15 protein-coding genes are annotated in these 13,151 nt (G+C 58.2%); 6 read left to right on the top strand and 9 right to left on the bottom strand.

The window, feature by feature from the left end; all coding sequences use genetic code 11:
- The first annotated feature begins 151 nt into the window (after window positions 1-151).
- Complete coding sequence (locus KHQ28_RS20210; protein ID WP_002898987.1) at window positions 152-1,216, top strand: rhodanese-related sulfurtransferase; 1,065 nt, start codon at window positions 152-154, stop codon at window positions 1,214-1,216.
- Here the strand turns inward: KHQ28_RS20210 and KHQ28_RS20205 are convergent.
- The 7 genes from KHQ28_RS20205 to mdtH all read right to left on the bottom strand — a co-directional run bounded on the left by KHQ28_RS20205 (window position 1,202) and on the right by mdtH (window position 6,566).
- A complete protein-coding gene (locus KHQ28_RS20205) occupies window positions 1,202-1,315 on the bottom strand; it encodes a DUF2770 family protein (RefSeq protein WP_002898988.1) in 114 nt (37 codons plus the stop codon). The two genes, KHQ28_RS20210 and KHQ28_RS20205, sit on opposite strands and share 15 nt — an antisense overlap.
- 71 nt (window positions 1,316-1,386) lie before the next feature.
- Window positions 1,387-2,505 carry an N-methyl-L-tryptophan oxidase gene (solA, locus tag KHQ28_RS20200; RefSeq protein ID WP_002898990.1) on the bottom strand — a complete coding sequence of 373 codons (1,119 nt, stop codon included), beginning with the start codon at window positions 2,503-2,505 and terminating at the stop codon, window positions 1,387-1,389.
- Window positions 2,506-2,630: 125 nt separating this feature from the next.
- Window positions 2,631-2,885 (bottom strand): biofilm formation regulator BssS, encoded by a 255-nt coding sequence (bssS, locus tag KHQ28_RS20195; RefSeq protein ID WP_002898992.1) that lies wholly within the window; start codon window positions 2,883-2,885, stop codon window positions 2,631-2,633.
- Window positions 2,886-3,187: 302 nt separating this feature from the next.
- Window positions 3,188-3,439, bottom strand: a complete 252-nt coding sequence (gene dinI, locus KHQ28_RS20190; protein ID WP_002898994.1) for a DNA damage-inducible protein I — start codon at window positions 3,437-3,439, stop codon at window positions 3,188-3,190.
- A 72-nt stretch (window positions 3,440-3,511) separates the two neighbouring features.
- A complete protein-coding gene (gene pyrC / locus KHQ28_RS20185) occupies window positions 3,512-4,558 on the bottom strand; it encodes a dihydroorotase (RefSeq protein ID WP_032419103.1) in 1,047 nt (348 codons plus the stop codon).
- 125 nt (window positions 4,559-4,683) lie between these two features.
- Window positions 4,684-5,244: a lipoprotein gene (locus tag KHQ28_RS20180; RefSeq protein WP_004150824.1), complete on the bottom strand. Its 561-nt coding sequence runs from the start codon at window positions 5,242-5,244 to the stop codon at window positions 4,684-4,686.
- A 113-nt stretch (window positions 5,245-5,357) separates the two neighbouring features.
- Window positions 5,358-6,566 carry a multidrug efflux MFS transporter MdtH gene (gene mdtH / locus KHQ28_RS20175; RefSeq protein WP_002899096.1) on the bottom strand — a complete coding sequence of 403 codons (1,209 nt, stop codon included), beginning with the start codon at window positions 6,564-6,566 and terminating at the stop codon, window positions 5,358-5,360.
- 229 nt (window positions 6,567-6,795) lie between these two features.
- Here mdtH and rimJ point away from each other — a divergent pair, with 229 nt between their 5' ends.
- From rimJ to murJ, 4 genes are all read left to right on the top strand, one after another.
- On the top strand, window positions 6,796-7,380 hold the full coding sequence (gene rimJ / locus KHQ28_RS20170) for a ribosomal protein S5-alanine N-acetyltransferase (protein WP_002899099.1): 585 nt from the start codon (window positions 6,796-6,798) through the stop codon (window positions 7,378-7,380).
- 9 nt (window positions 7,381-7,389) lie between these two features.
- Window positions 7,390-8,043: a YceH family protein gene (locus KHQ28_RS20165; RefSeq protein WP_004179323.1), complete on the top strand. Its 654-nt coding sequence runs from the start codon at window positions 7,390-7,392 to the stop codon at window positions 8,041-8,043.
- A 15-nt stretch (window positions 8,044-8,058) separates the two neighbouring features.
- On the top strand, window positions 8,059-8,970 hold the full coding sequence (locus KHQ28_RS20160; protein ID WP_072198305.1) for a Gfo/Idh/MocA family protein: 912 nt from the start codon (window positions 8,059-8,061) through the stop codon (window positions 8,968-8,970).
- A 111-nt stretch (window positions 8,971-9,081) separates the two neighbouring features.
- Window positions 9,082-10,617, top strand: coding sequence for a murein biosynthesis integral membrane protein MurJ (gene murJ / locus KHQ28_RS20155; protein ID WP_002899104.1), 1,536 nt, complete (start codon window positions 9,082-9,084; stop codon window positions 10,615-10,617).
- Window positions 10,618-10,671: 54 nt separating this feature from the next.
- On the opposite strand, the gene KHQ28_RS20150 is transcribed toward murJ, so the two are convergent.
- Window positions 10,672-11,886, bottom strand: a complete 1,215-nt coding sequence (locus KHQ28_RS20150) for an MFS transporter (RefSeq protein WP_032419100.1) — start codon at window positions 11,884-11,886, stop codon at window positions 10,672-10,674.
- Between the two features lie 16 nt (window positions 11,887-11,902).
- On the opposite strand from KHQ28_RS20150, the gene KHQ28_RS20145 reads away from it, so the two are divergent.
- A complete protein-coding gene (locus KHQ28_RS20145; protein WP_014907853.1) occupies window positions 11,903-12,931 on the top strand; it encodes a LysR family transcriptional regulator in 1,029 nt (342 codons plus the stop codon).
- 38 nt (window positions 12,932-12,969) lie between these two features.
- On the opposite strand, the gene KHQ28_RS20140 is transcribed toward KHQ28_RS20145, so the two are convergent.
- On the bottom strand, window positions 12,970-13,151 hold a 182-nt coding region (locus KHQ28_RS20140), incomplete at its 5' end, for a hypothetical protein (RefSeq protein WP_211777662.1).

Below are 13,151 nucleotides of genomic sequence, written 5' to 3'. Positions count from 1 at the left end.
AGCCAAAGGCGGCGACAGTCAGCTCGTTTTGTTAAGCGGGGCGCGACCGGGTGAGAGAAATGTAGCGTAAAATGTAGGGATGTAAATTAATTAGCTTTGCTATATCATGCCCGCCGTTTATTTCCTCATTTCTATGTCGAGCAGGTACACCATGCCAGTGTTACACAACCGCATTTCAAATGAGACGTTAAAGGCGCAAATGCTGGCTGAGACCGAGCCGCGCACGACGATCTCATTCTATAAATATTTCACCATTGTCGACCCGCAGGCGACCCGTGATGCGCTGTGGGTTGCCTTAACCCAGCTGAAGGTCTTTGGCCGCATCTATCTGGCCCGGGAAGGGATCAACGCGCAAATCAGCGTGCCGCAAAGCAACGTTGAGGCTCTGCGTGAGTTTCTCTATGGCTTCGATCCGGCGCTGGCGGGGCTGCGTTTCAATATCGCCGTGGAGGACGATGGTAAGTCTTTCTGGGTGCTGCGCCTGAAAGTTCGCGATCGTATCGTCGCCGACGGCATCGACGATCCCTCGTTTGACGCCTCCAATGTGGGGGAGTATCTCAAGGCGGCGGAAGTCAACGCGATGCTTGACGATCCGGATGCCGTGTTTATCGATATGCGCAACCACTATGAATATGAGGTGGGCCATTTCGAAAACGCGCTGGAGATCCCGGCGGATACCTTCCGCGACCAGCTGCCGAAAGCCGTGGAAATGATGCAGGACCATAAAGACAAGAAAATTGTCATGTATTGCACCGGCGGCATTCGCTGTGAAAAAGCCAGCGCCTGGATGAAGCATAACGGCTTCAATAAGGTCTGGCACATCGAGGGTGGCATCATCGAGTACGCCCGTCGCGCCCGCGAGCAGGGGCTACCGGTGCGCTTCATTGGCAAAAACTTTGTCTTTGATGAGCGGATGGGCGAGCGGATCTCCAATGACGTTATCGCGCACTGTCATCAGTGCGGCGCGCCGTGCGACACCCATACTAACTGCCTGAACGATGGCTGCCATCTGCTGTTTATCCAGTGCCCGAGCTGCGCCGAGAAGTTTGCCGGCTGCTGTAGCGAAGCCTGCATGGAAGAGCATAAGCTACCGGAAGAGGAGCAGCGTAAGCTGCGCGCCGGGCGTGAAAACGGCAACAAAATCTTTAATAAATCCCGTGGCCGGCTGAATACCAAACTCGGGATCCTCGACCCGGAGCCGTCAGAAAAACCATAACCAGACGAGATCGATGATCGCCAGCAGCAGCCAGAGCGCCAGGTAGATCATAAAATGCTCGCGCACGTTGTTGACCAGCATATTAAACAGGCGACGCATAACCGCTCTCAATCACTAACGGCCTCAGCAGAGGCCGTTTCTTTACCCAACGGCAAAAGTGCCGCATTCCATTACGCGTTAAAGCGCGCCAGAGAAAAGGGGGCCAGATTGAAGCTCGATGCTTCGCCCTGAGCAAACTGACTGGCAATTTCGCCCAGCACCGGCGCAAACTTAAAGCCGTGGCCGCTCAGCCCGGTGATCAGCAGCGTGTCTGGCCTGCCTGGCAACGTATCGATAATAAAGTCCTCATCGACGGTATTGTCGTAGGTACAGGAGGCGCCGTGCAGGCAGCCGCCGATGCCAGGCAGGACGTTACGCAAAAACGGGAAGGATTCGGAACCATCGCTGGCGACAGCGCCAAACGCTACCCGCTCCTGCGGGGTGGAGATCGGCTGGCCGCCGTTATGCTTGCCAATTTTCAGTTCATTATCTTCCGCCGGGAAACCGTAATATTGATCGCCGTTGGGCAACTCGCCGGTGAAGGCCGGGAAGTGATTCTTGCTGCTGTAACGGCCATCGGCCTGGTACCAGGCGAATACCTTGCGTACCGGCTGGATAGGGAGGTCCGGAAGCAGGCGGGTGACCCAGGTGCCGGCGCTGACCAGCAGCTTTTTACCATGATATTCACCGTCGAGGGTATCGATGGTGATCCCGTCAGCATGGTGATGAATAGCCGAGACCGGACAGTTGAATAGCTGCGCGCAGCCTGCTTCCCGCGCCAGACGGATCCAGGTTTCGACGGCCAGTTCGCTGCGCAGTACGCCGGAAGCGGGTTCGAAAATCGCCCGATAGTCATCGGGGAGGCGTATCTCCGGCCAGCGCTGCATCACGGCCTGGGCATCCAGCTCTTCCACCTCAAGCTGGAACGCACGGGCGCTGGCGGCGACGTTGGCGAGAAAAGCGGAGCTGGCGGGGCCGAGGTTAATGACGCCGGTGCGTTCAAACACGGCTTCGCCACTGATCTCTGCCAGTTCATCCCATAGCTGCTGGGCACGCAGCACCAGCGGAACATATTTCTCACCTTCGCCATAGGCGTGACGGATAAGACGGCTGCTGCCGTGATGGCTGCCTTCCTGGTGGGGAGGTTGATGGGCATCGGTCATCAGAACATTGAGTCCGGCACGGCGCGCATAATAGCCAGCGGCGGCGCCGACGGAGCCGCTGCCAATAATGATAAGATCGTATTGCATGGTGAGTTCCGGGTAATTGCCTTGTTAGCAGGGTAATTAACTCCCTGTGCTTATACAAGCCCGAAAATAATTCAGGCACCCGCAGGTGCCTGTTAAGTTTAATGTTAAGTCATTCGCAAGCCACGTTAATGTCGGCGGTACTCGTTTTCCTGGTATTCGCCAGATTCAATCTTCGCAATGCCTGCTTCCAGGATTGAAATAAACTGACGTGCGACGTCCGTCGTTAGCCATAGCGTCTGGCCGATCTCAGCATCATTACTGTTTTCTTGAGTGGGGTTCTGGTAGTGCAGGCGCAACATCAGCGCATCGTAGCTATCAACGGTGCTGATGTCCCATCCAACGAGGGGATGGGTCTGAATGACTTCATTATTTTTTTCCATCATAACCCCTTATTCATATGTTAAAAGACAACAATTCTCGAGGTTTAATGCATATTTTTTGAAGCAAGTTAATTATATCAGGGATCAAGAATAAACTCGAGAAATTAAATGAAAGGCAGCATGATTTTCTTCTTTTGCCGCTTTTTTACTCAAGATAAGCGCGTAAAATGGCCACTTTAGTCGATATTGAGCAGAATAATCAGGACTATTCTGAACAGAAGAGGGGATAAAAAAAGCCGGGGCGACCCGGCAAAAAAAGCACAATGAGGGAGCAAACCAGAGTAACTGGATCCCGCCATGCTTCAGGAGAGATCGTGGACAAACCAGTCGTCCGCGCTTTCCCATGTTTCCTGCAGGATTTCGCTTATCCGGTCTTTGTCTTCTTTAAGGGCGCCAAACACCGAGAGCTGATTACCGGTGGCGTAGCGGACGCTCACCTGGCTATCGATGGCCGGAAATTGCTCGGCGATACGGCGAGAGAGTTCGTTATTCAGCGCTTCCAGCGCGCCGTTAGGTAAGGCGGTCGTTTTGGCGATAGACACTTCAATGCGCATAATTGCCCCCTGCGTTCGATACTGGTTATTTATACAGTATCTGGTTAGCGTTGACAACAGGGGGCTGCGTTTTTATTTCTTCACGGTCCAGCGAACGGTTTCACCCGCCAGGAAGGGCACCAGGGTGTCATTAGGCAGGGAAATGCTGTCCACAACGGTCGTCTCTTCACGCACCAGTTCAACGTAGGTCTCATTGACCGGCAGACCGTAGAAGCGCGGGCCGTTCAGCGAGCAGAAAGCCTCAAAGTGCTGCAGAGCGTTCATTTCTTCAAACACGGTGGCGTAGCTGCCGAGGGCGGTCGGGGCGTTAAAGCAGCCGGCGCAGCCACAGCTGGCTTCCTTACGGTGGCGGGCGTGCGGTGCGGAGTCGGTGCCGAGGAAGGCGCGGCTGAAGCCGCTGGCGACCAGCTCCCGCAGAGCCTGCTGATGAATATTGCGTTTAAGTACCGGCAGACAGTACAGGTGAGGGCGAATGCCGCCCACCAGCATATGGTTGCGGTTGAACATCAGATGCTGCGGGGTGATGGTAGCAGCCAGCAGTTCATTACCGTCACGCACGTACTCGGCGGCGTCTTTGGTGGTGATATGTTCAAAAACCACTTTCAGGCCGGGCAGGCGCTGGCGCAGGGGCTCCATCACCGTCTCAATAAAGCGCGCTTCACGATCGAAAATATCAATCTCGGCGTGAGTGACTTCGCCGTGAACGAGCAACGGCATCCCCAGTTTTTCCATCCGCTCCAGCACTGGCATAATGGCGTCGGTGCTGGTGACGCCGTGGCTGGAGTTAGTGGTGGCATTGGCCGGGTAGAGCTTGGCGGCGGTGAAAACCCCTTCGTTAAAGCCGCGTTCCAGCTCCGCTGGGTCGAGGGAGTCTGTCAGATAGCAGGTCATCAGCGGGGTAAAATCATGCCCGGCCGGCACGGCGTCCATAATGCGCTGGCGGTAAGCGATAGCCGCCGCGACGGTGGTGACAGGCGGCACCAGATTCGGCATCACGATCGCCCGGCCATAAAACTCACTGGTATAAGGCACGACGGTTTTCAGCATATCGTCATCGCGCAGATGGATATGCCAGTCGTCTGGGCGGCGGATTTTCAATACCTGGGATTGTGCTGTCATGGAAGGCTCCGGCTAATAGGTTCAGTCATCAGGGCTGTTTTTTGCCGGGCACTAAGGATAAGCGTAAACGTTTTCCTTTGCACTCATTTCCGTAAAAAATTCAGGGCGCCGTAGCGCCCTGGAGATTAATTGGTAAAGGGGATGACAATCTCGCCTGGCTTCACCTCTATACCTTTGGCGTATTTCTTCGCCAGCGCTTCGCCGGTGCTGGCGTCCTCACGCAGGACATAAGCCGGCTGCTGGCTGAAGTAGCTGCGCAGAGACTGATTCAGGTAGGGGAGCAGGGCCTGAATAACCGACTGCAGCTTCTCCGGCGCCACTTTGGCATCGACCACTTCCATTTCCTGCAGGAAGATGGCGCCTTTCTCTCGGTCAAAGGTTGGCAGCGCTTTGAGCTTCAGATCGATCGTCGCTTTCTGCGTGCCGAACAGGGAGTTAAGATCGACGTTGGCGATCCCGCTCAGGGTGACTTTGCCCGGCTCCTCGCGCCCGATAGCGCTGGTCAGGTTCTGCAGTTCGATATGGGCGTCGGCAACGCCTTTCAGACCAATATCTTTGGCGAAATGGTTTCGCTTCTGCAGGGCCTGGTTAATCTCCTGCTCGCTTACCGTGTATTGGGTCAGCTGATTACAGCCACTCAGCAGGCCGCTGACAATTAGCGCGGCGGCGATCAATATCTTTTTCATGGGGTTCCTCAAGCTCATACCTTCCTTCATCCTGACACAAAGCATCATGACCTGTCAGCACCCATCGCGCCAGCAGAATAGGCTGAAAGCAGGAGAAACCGCCGCCGCGCGCATCAGGTGCGCGGCTCCAGCATACCGGAGGCAGAGCGTTTCGGACTGAATTGCCACCATAGCGCCAGGAAGGTGATAACCCCGATGGCGCCGAGCATCAGCCACGGCAGTTCGGGCTGGCCGACGGCTTTCCCGGCATCAAACAGCCAGCCGCCGCCCGCGTAACCCAGCGCGCCGCCGAAGGCGAGCCCCAGACGGCTGAAACCCATATAGCTGCCACGCGCCCGGGCGTCCGCCAGCGAAGCGCCCAGCGTCTCGCGGGCGGGTTCGGCAATGATAGAGCCGATGTAAAACAGGCAAATCAGGGTAAACAGCTGCTGTAAACTGCTGGTCATCCCGATGGGGAGCATGGCCAGGGTCATCACCAGCAGACCGGCCATCAGCCGGTGCTCAAGGCGGAAGCGTTTTTCGCTCCAACGGGCAATAGGATAGAGCAGGGTGAGCGAAATGGTGGCTTCGATGGCGTACATCCATTTCACGGCGGCCGGCGAGCCGGCGATGTCATTCACCATGATCGGCAGCATCAGCATCACCTGCACCGCCAGCATATAATAGCCGGTCAGCGTCAGGACATAGGTGACGAAGCGTTTGTCCCGCAGCACCCGGCCCAGACCCTCGCGAATCGGCGTTTTCACCGTCGAGAGCTTCCATGCCGGCAGATACCAGGCGTTAAACGCGGCGCAGGCGATAAACAGCGCGGCGCCGGCGCTGCACACCAGGCGAAAATCATACTGCAGCAGCCAGCTGCCCAGCAGCGCGCCAATCACCGCGCCGGCGCTATCCTGCATCATCAGGATGGAGAAAAAGCGGCCGCGCTGATGCGGACGCACCAGCTTAACCACCAGCGCCGCCCGCGGCGGATCGAACAGTGTACCGCCGAGTCCGGAGAGTATGCACGAGAACCACAGCACCCACGGCTCATGGGCGACGGCCATCGCCGCGAAACCGCCGGCACGCATCAGCATACCGGTGACGATCATCGGTTTCGCGCCGAAGCGGTCGGCGATGGCGCCGCCAAAGATGCCTAATCCCTGCTGTACCAGCTGGCGCAGGCCGAGCGCAATGCCGACCATCAGCGCTGCCCAGCCCATCTGATCGACAAAGCGGATGGAAATCAGCGGAAAAACGACAAAAAAGCCCAGCACGACCAGCATGTTATCGACTAACAGGAAATATTTACCCAGGCTCCTTGCCTGCGAGACGCGGGACATTTCCCCTCCAGGGAAAAATAGAGATAAGCGAGGATATTCTGCGGGCAATCTGCTGCTTTTCCCAGCACCCTTGTGACAATATTTTTTTATCAAAAAGCAAGATCGATTGAGCCTATTCATCGAAAAGAGGAGATGGCGCAGAAAATGGTATGTTGCTGTTTTCACACTATCGTGCAGGAAAGGTATAGTGATGAAAGCAAGAGTGAAGTCAGGGGGACTGAAAAAGGAAATGTTTGGCTATCGCAGTAACGTGCCGAAGGTGCGTTTGACGACGGACCGGCTGGTGGTGCGCCTGGTTCACGATCGTGACGCCTGGCGTCTGGCCGATTATTACGCCGAAAATAAAGCGTTCTTAAAACCCTGGGAGCCGGTTCGTGACGACAGCCACTGCTATCCCTCCGGATGGCAGGCGCGTCTGTCGATGATCGCTGAGTTTCATAAGCAGGGGTCAGCTTTTTATTTCGCGCTGCTCGACCCTGAGGAAAAAGAGATCATCGGTGTGGCGAATTTCTCCAACGTGGTGCGCGGATCTTTCCATGCCTGTTATCTTGGCTATTCCATTGGCGAGAAGTGGCAGGGGCAGGGGCTGATGTTTGAAGCGCTGACGTCGGCGATTCGCTATATGCAGCGCACGCAGCATATTCATCGCATTATGGCCAACTACATGCCGCATAATCAGCGCAGCGGCGCGCTGCTGGCGCGGTTGGGGTTTGAAAAAGAGGGTTACGCCAAAGATTATCTGCTGATTGACGGGCAGTGGCGTGACCATGTACTGACGGCGCTAACGACGCCGGACTGGTCTGCGGGACGTTAAGGAGAGAGGATGAAATATCAGTTAACTGCGCATGAAGCGCGCGTCATTGGCTGCCTGCTGGAAAAGCAGGTCACCACCCCCGAGCAGTATCCGCTGTCGGTAAATGCTGTGGTGACCGCCTGCAATCAGAAAACCAACCGCGAGCCAGTGATGTCGCTGAGCGAAAGCGAGGTCCAGGCCCTGCTGGATACGCTGGTGAAACGGCACTATCTGCGCACGGTCAGCGGATTCGGTAATCGCGTCACCAAGTATGAACAGCGCTTTTGCAACTCCGAATTTGGCGATCTGAAGCTTAGCGCCGGCGAGGTTGCGGTGGTCACGACGCTGCTGCTGCGCGGTGCTCAGACGCCGGGCGAATTACGCAGCCGGGCGCAGCGGATGTATGAGTTCAGCGATATGGCGGAAGTGGAAAGCGTGCTGGAAGGGCTGACGACGCGCGAAGATGGCCCCTTCGTCGCCCGGTTGCCCCGGGAGCCGGGAAAACGGGAAAGCCGCTATATGCATCTGTTTTGCGACGATATGGACACGCTGATCACCACAGTGGAAGCTCTCGCGCCGCTGGACGATGACGGCGATCTGCGCGCCAGGGTTGAAGCGCTGGAGGGCGAGGTGGCGGAGCTGAAAGCGCGCCTCGATTCGCTGTTACACCATCTGGGAGACTAAAACGTGGGGACAAGATTGCGCATTGGGGTGGTCGGCTTAGGCAGCATTGCGCAGAAAGCGTGGCTGCCGGTGCTGGGGGCGGCGGAAAGCTGGACGCTGCAGGCGGCCTGGTCGCCGGGTAAAGAGAAGGCGCTACGGATCTGCGAAACCTGGCGGATGCCATACGCTGATTCCCTCGATGCCCTGGCGGCACAGTGCGATGCGGTCTTTGTCCATACCTCGACGGCTTCACATTATGAAGTAGTGAATCACTTACTGAATGCCGGGGTTCATGTTTGTGTGGATAAACCATTGGCGGACAAGCTGAGTGAGGCGGAGACGCTGGTCGAGCTGGCGGCGCGACGTCGACTGACGTTGATGGTCGGTTTCAATCGCCGCTTCGCGCCTCTCTATCGGGAGCTGAAGGGGCGGCTGGGCGAGGCGGCCTCGCTGCGGATGGATAAACACCGTAGCGATAGCGTCGGCAACGATCTGCGCTTTACGCTGCTTGATGACTATCTGCATGTGGTGGATACCGCGCTATGGCTGGCCGACGGTCAGGCACGTCTGCGCGGCGGCGCGCTGAAGATCACCCCGCAGGGCGAAATGCTCTATGCCGAACATCAGTTCAGTTCGCCCCGGCTGCAGGTCACCACCAGCATGCATCGTCGCGCAGGCAGCCAGCGCGAGTGGGTGCAGGCGGTCACGGATGGCGGGCTATATGCCGTCAGCGAGATGCGCGAATGGCAGGAGGAGTGCGGTCATGGCGTGGTCCAGCGCCCGGTTGCCGGCTGGCAAACCACCCTTGAGCAGCGCGGCTTTGTCGGCTGCGCGCGCCATTTTATCGAATGCGTGCAAAATCAGACAGATCCTGAAACTGCAGGCGAACAGGCGCTGCTGGCTCAGCGGATCGTTGAGAAACTGTGGCGCGACGCCATTAGCGAATAATCCATTGTAACAACTGACAGTAGTAATTCATGTTGAACCCGGTAGACTATCGCCACTTTCCAGCGCCCGCATTTGCGGGCGTTTTACTCCAGGGTTTGGAATAACAGCGTAATGAACCTTTTAAAATCACTGGCGGCAGTCAGTTCGATGACCATGTTTTCGCGCGTGCTGGGCTTTGCCCGCGATGCGATTGTGGCGCGTATTTTTGGCGCCGGGATGGCGACCGATGCCTTTTTTGTCGCCTTCAAACTGCCTAACCTGCTGCGGCGTATTTTTGCCGAAGGCGCCTTCTCACAGGCGTTTGTGCCGATCCTTGCCGAATATAAAAGCAAGCAGGGCGAAGATGCCACCCGCGTGTTTGTCTCATACGTCTCCGGGCTGCTGACCCTGGCCCTGGCTATCGTTACCGTTATCGGGATGCTGGCGGCGCCGTGGGTAATCACCATTACTGCGCCCGGCTTTGCCGATACCGCCGATAAGTTTGCGCTAACCACCCAGCTGCTGCGTATTACCTTTCCCTATATTTTGCTGATCTCCCTGGCTTCGCTGGTGGGGGCGATCCTCAATACCTGGAACCGCTTCTCGGTGCCGGCCTTTGCGCCGACGTTCCTCAACGTCAGTATGATTGGCTTTGCGCTGTTTGCCGCGCCATATTTCCATCCGCCGGTGCTGGCGCTGGCCTGGGCGGTGACGGTCGGCGGCGTGCTGCAGCTGGCTTACCAGCTGCCGCATCTGAAGAAGATTGGCATGCTGGTCCTGCCGCGAATTAATCTGAAAGATGCCGGCGCGATGCGGGTGGTGAAGCAGATGGGGCCGGCGATCCTTGGCGTGTCGGTAAGCCAGATCTCCCTTATCATCAATACCATTTTCGCCTCATTCCTCGTGTCGGGCTCGGTGTCGTGGATGTATTATGCCGACCGCCTGATGGAGTTTCCCTCCGGCGTGCTGGGCGTGGCGCTTGGCACTATCCTGCTGCCATCGCTGTCAAAAAGCTTCGCCAGCGGTAACCATGACGAGTATTGCCGGCTGATGGACTGGGGACTGCGTCTCTGTTTTCTGCTGGCGCTGCCGAGCGCGGTGGCGCTGGGGATCCTCGCCAAACCGCTGACCGTGGCTCTGTTCCAGTACGGCAAATTCAGCGCCTTTGACGCGGCGATGACCCAGCGCGCGCTGGTGGCTTATTCCGTGGGGCTGATGGGCCTTATCGTGGTGAAAGTGCTGGCGCCGGGCTTCTATTCCCGTCAGGACATCAAGACCCCGGTCAAGATTGCTATTATCACCCTGATTATGACCCAGGTAATGAACCTGGCGTTTATCGGCCCGCTGAAGCATGCGGGTCTGTCGCTGTCCATCGGCCTGGCGGCCTGCCTGAACGCCGCGCTGCTCTACTGGCAGCTGCGTAAACAGAAAATTTTCACCCCGCAGCCGGGCTGGTTGGCCTTCCTGCTACGTCTGATTATTGCAGTGCTGGTTATGGCCGCGGCGCTGCTGGGCGTCATGCATCTCATGCCTGAGTGGTCGCTGGGGACGATGCCGTTCCGTCTGATGCGTTTGCTGGCGGTGGTTATCGCCGGGGTGGTAGCCTATTTCGCCACGCTGCTGGTGCTGGGCTTCCGCGTGAAAGAGTTTGTCCGTCGCACGGCGTAAGCGGTTGTGAGGGTAGAAAAACCCCGCTTCGCCTCAGGCGAAGCGGGGTTTTTTTTATGATGCGCTGCGTTCGGCAGCGAGGATGCGGGCATTCTCCAGCAGACGGATCGCCAGGGCTAGCGCGCCAGTGATCACTGCCAGCGTGACCACTCCGTTCCAGCCGGCCAGCACGTACAGCTTACTGCCCAGCACCGACCCCAGCGACATCCCGATAAACACCACGGTGAACAGCAGGGCGTTGAGGCGGCCGCGGGCCTGTGGCTCAAGGCCATATACCAGGTTCTGATGCGCCACCAGGCTTGACTGCAGGCCAAGGTCAAAGCCAATCGCCGACAGGGCAATCAGCGCCAACTGAGCGTGCACTGGCAGCAGCGGCAGCATAAACATCAGGGCAAAGGAGAGGGTGACCAGCGCCGCACCCATCTGTGTCACCTTACCGGCGCCAAATTTATCGGCCAGACCGCCGGCAAGCGGCGCGGCCAGCGCCCCGGCGGCCCCGGCGATACCGAAACCGCCCGCTACTGCGCTGCCCATGTGATAGTGTTCGGAGAGCATCACCGCCAGCGTCGACCAGAAGGCGCTAAAGGCGATAGAGAGCGCGCCCTGAGCTAGCGCGGCGCGGCGTAATGCCGGGTAACGCTGCCACAGATGCGCCATCGAGGCCATCAGCTGCGGATAGCTCAGCGTTGAGTGCACAGCGAAGCGCGGCAGGACGCGCCACATTACCAGGCCAATCAGCGCGACGCTGACCGCCGCCGCCTGATACATCACCCGCCAGCCGAATACGGCGCCCACCACGCCGCTGACCGTCCGGGAGAGCAGGATCCCCAGCAGCAGCCCGGTCATCACCGTGCCCACCATTTTTCCCTGCTTGCCCGCCGGGGCGAGGATCGCCGCCGCCGGGACGATATCCTGCGCCATGGTCGCCGCCATACCGATCAGCAGACTGACCACCAGCAGTGAGCTGAGCTGGCCGGTGAGGCTGCACAGGAGCAGCAGGAGCGCCAGCAGCACGCTTTTCACCAGGATCAGCCGGCGGCGATCGTGGCGGTCGCCGAGCGGGAGCAGGAACAGAATGCCGAGCGCATAACCCGCCTGCGTCAGGGTAGGGACCAGACCCATACCTTCTACAGTCAGGTGGAGATTGGCGCCCATCAACGGCAGCAGCGGCTGCGCGTAGTAAATAGAAGCGACGCTAAAGCCGGCGCCGAGTGCGAGAATGAAGATAATCCAGCCTGCGTCGCGGGTGGAAAGGGAAGTCGGTGTCATGTTCAATGCCTCATAGATGCGATGGGGCTATTTTTCCCTGAACGCGGCTGGCGCGGTAGCTGGGCTGGTGGTAAAACGGTTATACGTAGCACGTATAGGCAAAAGGAAAATGAAAAGACAGGAGCGTATAGACCGCATTGAGCTGATGCGCACCTATATCCGCATCGTAGAGGCCGGATCGCTCTCCGCCGCCGCAGGGCAGATGGACACTACCCAGGCGACCGTCAGCCGCCGCCTGCAGTCCCTTGAAGGGCTGCTGGGGGTTAAGCTGATCCTGCGCACCACCCATGCGATGAAGCTCACTGACGATGGCGAACGCTGTTATCGTCACGCCCGTCAGGTGGTGGACGCCTGGCTGGCTCTGGAGGATGACCTGCGTATTGCCGACGATCGGCCGGTGGGCGTTCTGCGAGTGCGGGCGCCCCACGCGTTTGGCCAGCAGCAGCTGCTGGCGCCGCTGGTGGCATTTCTACAGCGCCATCCGCAGCTGTCGGTGGAGTGGATGCTAAACGATAATACCGTCGACTTCCTCAGCGATAATATCGACTGCGCTATTCGCGTGGGGGCGGAGGTGGATCCAGCAACGGTATCCGTACTGCTGGCGGAAGTGCCGCGCTGCGTAGTGGCTTCTCCTGAGCTGCTGGCGAAGTATCCGCCGTTAACCTCGCTGGAGGCGTTATCGGGCCTGCCATGGATCGCCATTAATACCTTTTATCAGCATGAGGTACGGCTCAGGCATCAGGCAAGCGGGCAGATTGTCTCTACAGCGATTACTCCCTGTCTGAGCACTGACAGTCTTTACGTCGCGCGCAACACCGCGCTGGCGGGGCTGGGGGTGGCGATGGTGTCCAGCTGGACGGTCGTGGAGGATATTGCCGCCGGACGGCTGATTGAGCTGTTCCCGCAGTGGCGACCCGCCTCGCTGCCGGTTCATCTGGTTTATCCCTGGGCGCGCTATTACCCGACACGCCTGCGTAAGTTCCTCGACCTGATGCGGGAGATCATGCCGGATCTCGCCGGGATGCAGCGTCCGCAAAGCGCATAAAAAAACCGGCCAAAGGCCGGTTTTTTTATTAAGCACGCTTACTCGACGGGCTGTGGGCGAGTCGGTTCAGCGGTGGCTTTATGGGTCGCGCTATGACCACCGGCGGCGCCTTTACCTTCAAAGGCGAACGGCGGGCGCACCCAGGTGCTGTGACGCGGTGCTTCCGGGACATAGTCCGGAGCTGGCGCACGGGTCATTGGCGCGGTGGCATGGCGATGAC

The organism is Klebsiella sp. 28, from assembly GCF_018223905.1.
GTDB classification, from domain to species: Bacteria; Pseudomonadota; Gammaproteobacteria; order Enterobacterales; family Enterobacteriaceae; genus Klebsiella; species Klebsiella pneumoniae.
Note: the sequence above shows the minus strand (reverse complement) of the source record. Positions and strands in the feature narration are given on the sequence as shown.

What these genes read in the sequence shown, in the direction of transcription:
- murJ (WP_002899104.1), top strand. Translation starts at nt 9,082, where the DNA reads ATGAACCTTTTAAAATCACTGGCGGCAGTCAGTTCGATGACCATGTTT.
- KHQ28_RS20205 (WP_002898988.1), bottom strand. Translation starts at nt 1,315, where the DNA reads ATGCGTCGCCTGTTTAATATGCTGGTCAACAACGTGCGCGAGCATTTT.
- pyrC (WP_032419103.1), bottom strand. Translation starts at nt 4,558, where the DNA reads ATGACAGCACAATCCCAGGTATTGAAAATCCGCCGCCCAGACGACTGG.
- rimJ (WP_002899099.1), top strand. Translation starts at nt 6,796, where the DNA reads ATGTTTGGCTATCGCAGTAACGTGCCGAAGGTGCGTTTGACGACGGAC.
- mdtH (WP_002899096.1), bottom strand. Translation starts at nt 6,566, where the DNA reads ATGTCCCGCGTCTCGCAGGCAAGGAGCCTGGGTAAATATTTCCTGTTA.
- solA (WP_002898990.1), bottom strand. Translation starts at nt 2,505, where the DNA reads ATGCAATACGATCTTATCATTATTGGCAGCGGCTCCGTCGGCGCCGCC.
- dinI (WP_002898994.1), bottom strand. Translation starts at nt 3,439, where the DNA reads ATGCGCATTGAAGTGTCTATCGCCAAAACGACCGCCTTACCTAACGGC.
- KHQ28_RS20165 (WP_004179323.1), top strand. Translation starts at nt 7,390, where the DNA reads ATGAAATATCAGTTAACTGCGCATGAAGCGCGCGTCATTGGCTGCCTG.
- KHQ28_RS20210 (WP_002898987.1), top strand. Translation starts at nt 152, where the DNA reads ATGCCAGTGTTACACAACCGCATTTCAAATGAGACGTTAAAGGCGCAA.
- KHQ28_RS20180 (WP_004150824.1), bottom strand. Translation starts at nt 5,244, where the DNA reads ATGAAAAAGATATTGATCGCCGCCGCGCTAATTGTCAGCGGCCTGCTG.
- KHQ28_RS20150 (WP_032419100.1), bottom strand. Translation starts at nt 11,886, where the DNA reads ATGACACCGACTTCCCTTTCCACCCGCGACGCAGGCTGGATTATCTTC.
- KHQ28_RS20145 (WP_014907853.1), top strand. Translation starts at nt 11,903, where the DNA reads ATGCGATGGGGCTATTTTTCCCTGAACGCGGCTGGCGCGGTAGCTGGG.
- bssS (WP_002898992.1), bottom strand. Translation starts at nt 2,885, where the DNA reads ATGGAAAAAAATAATGAAGTCATTCAGACCCATCCCCTCGTTGGATGG.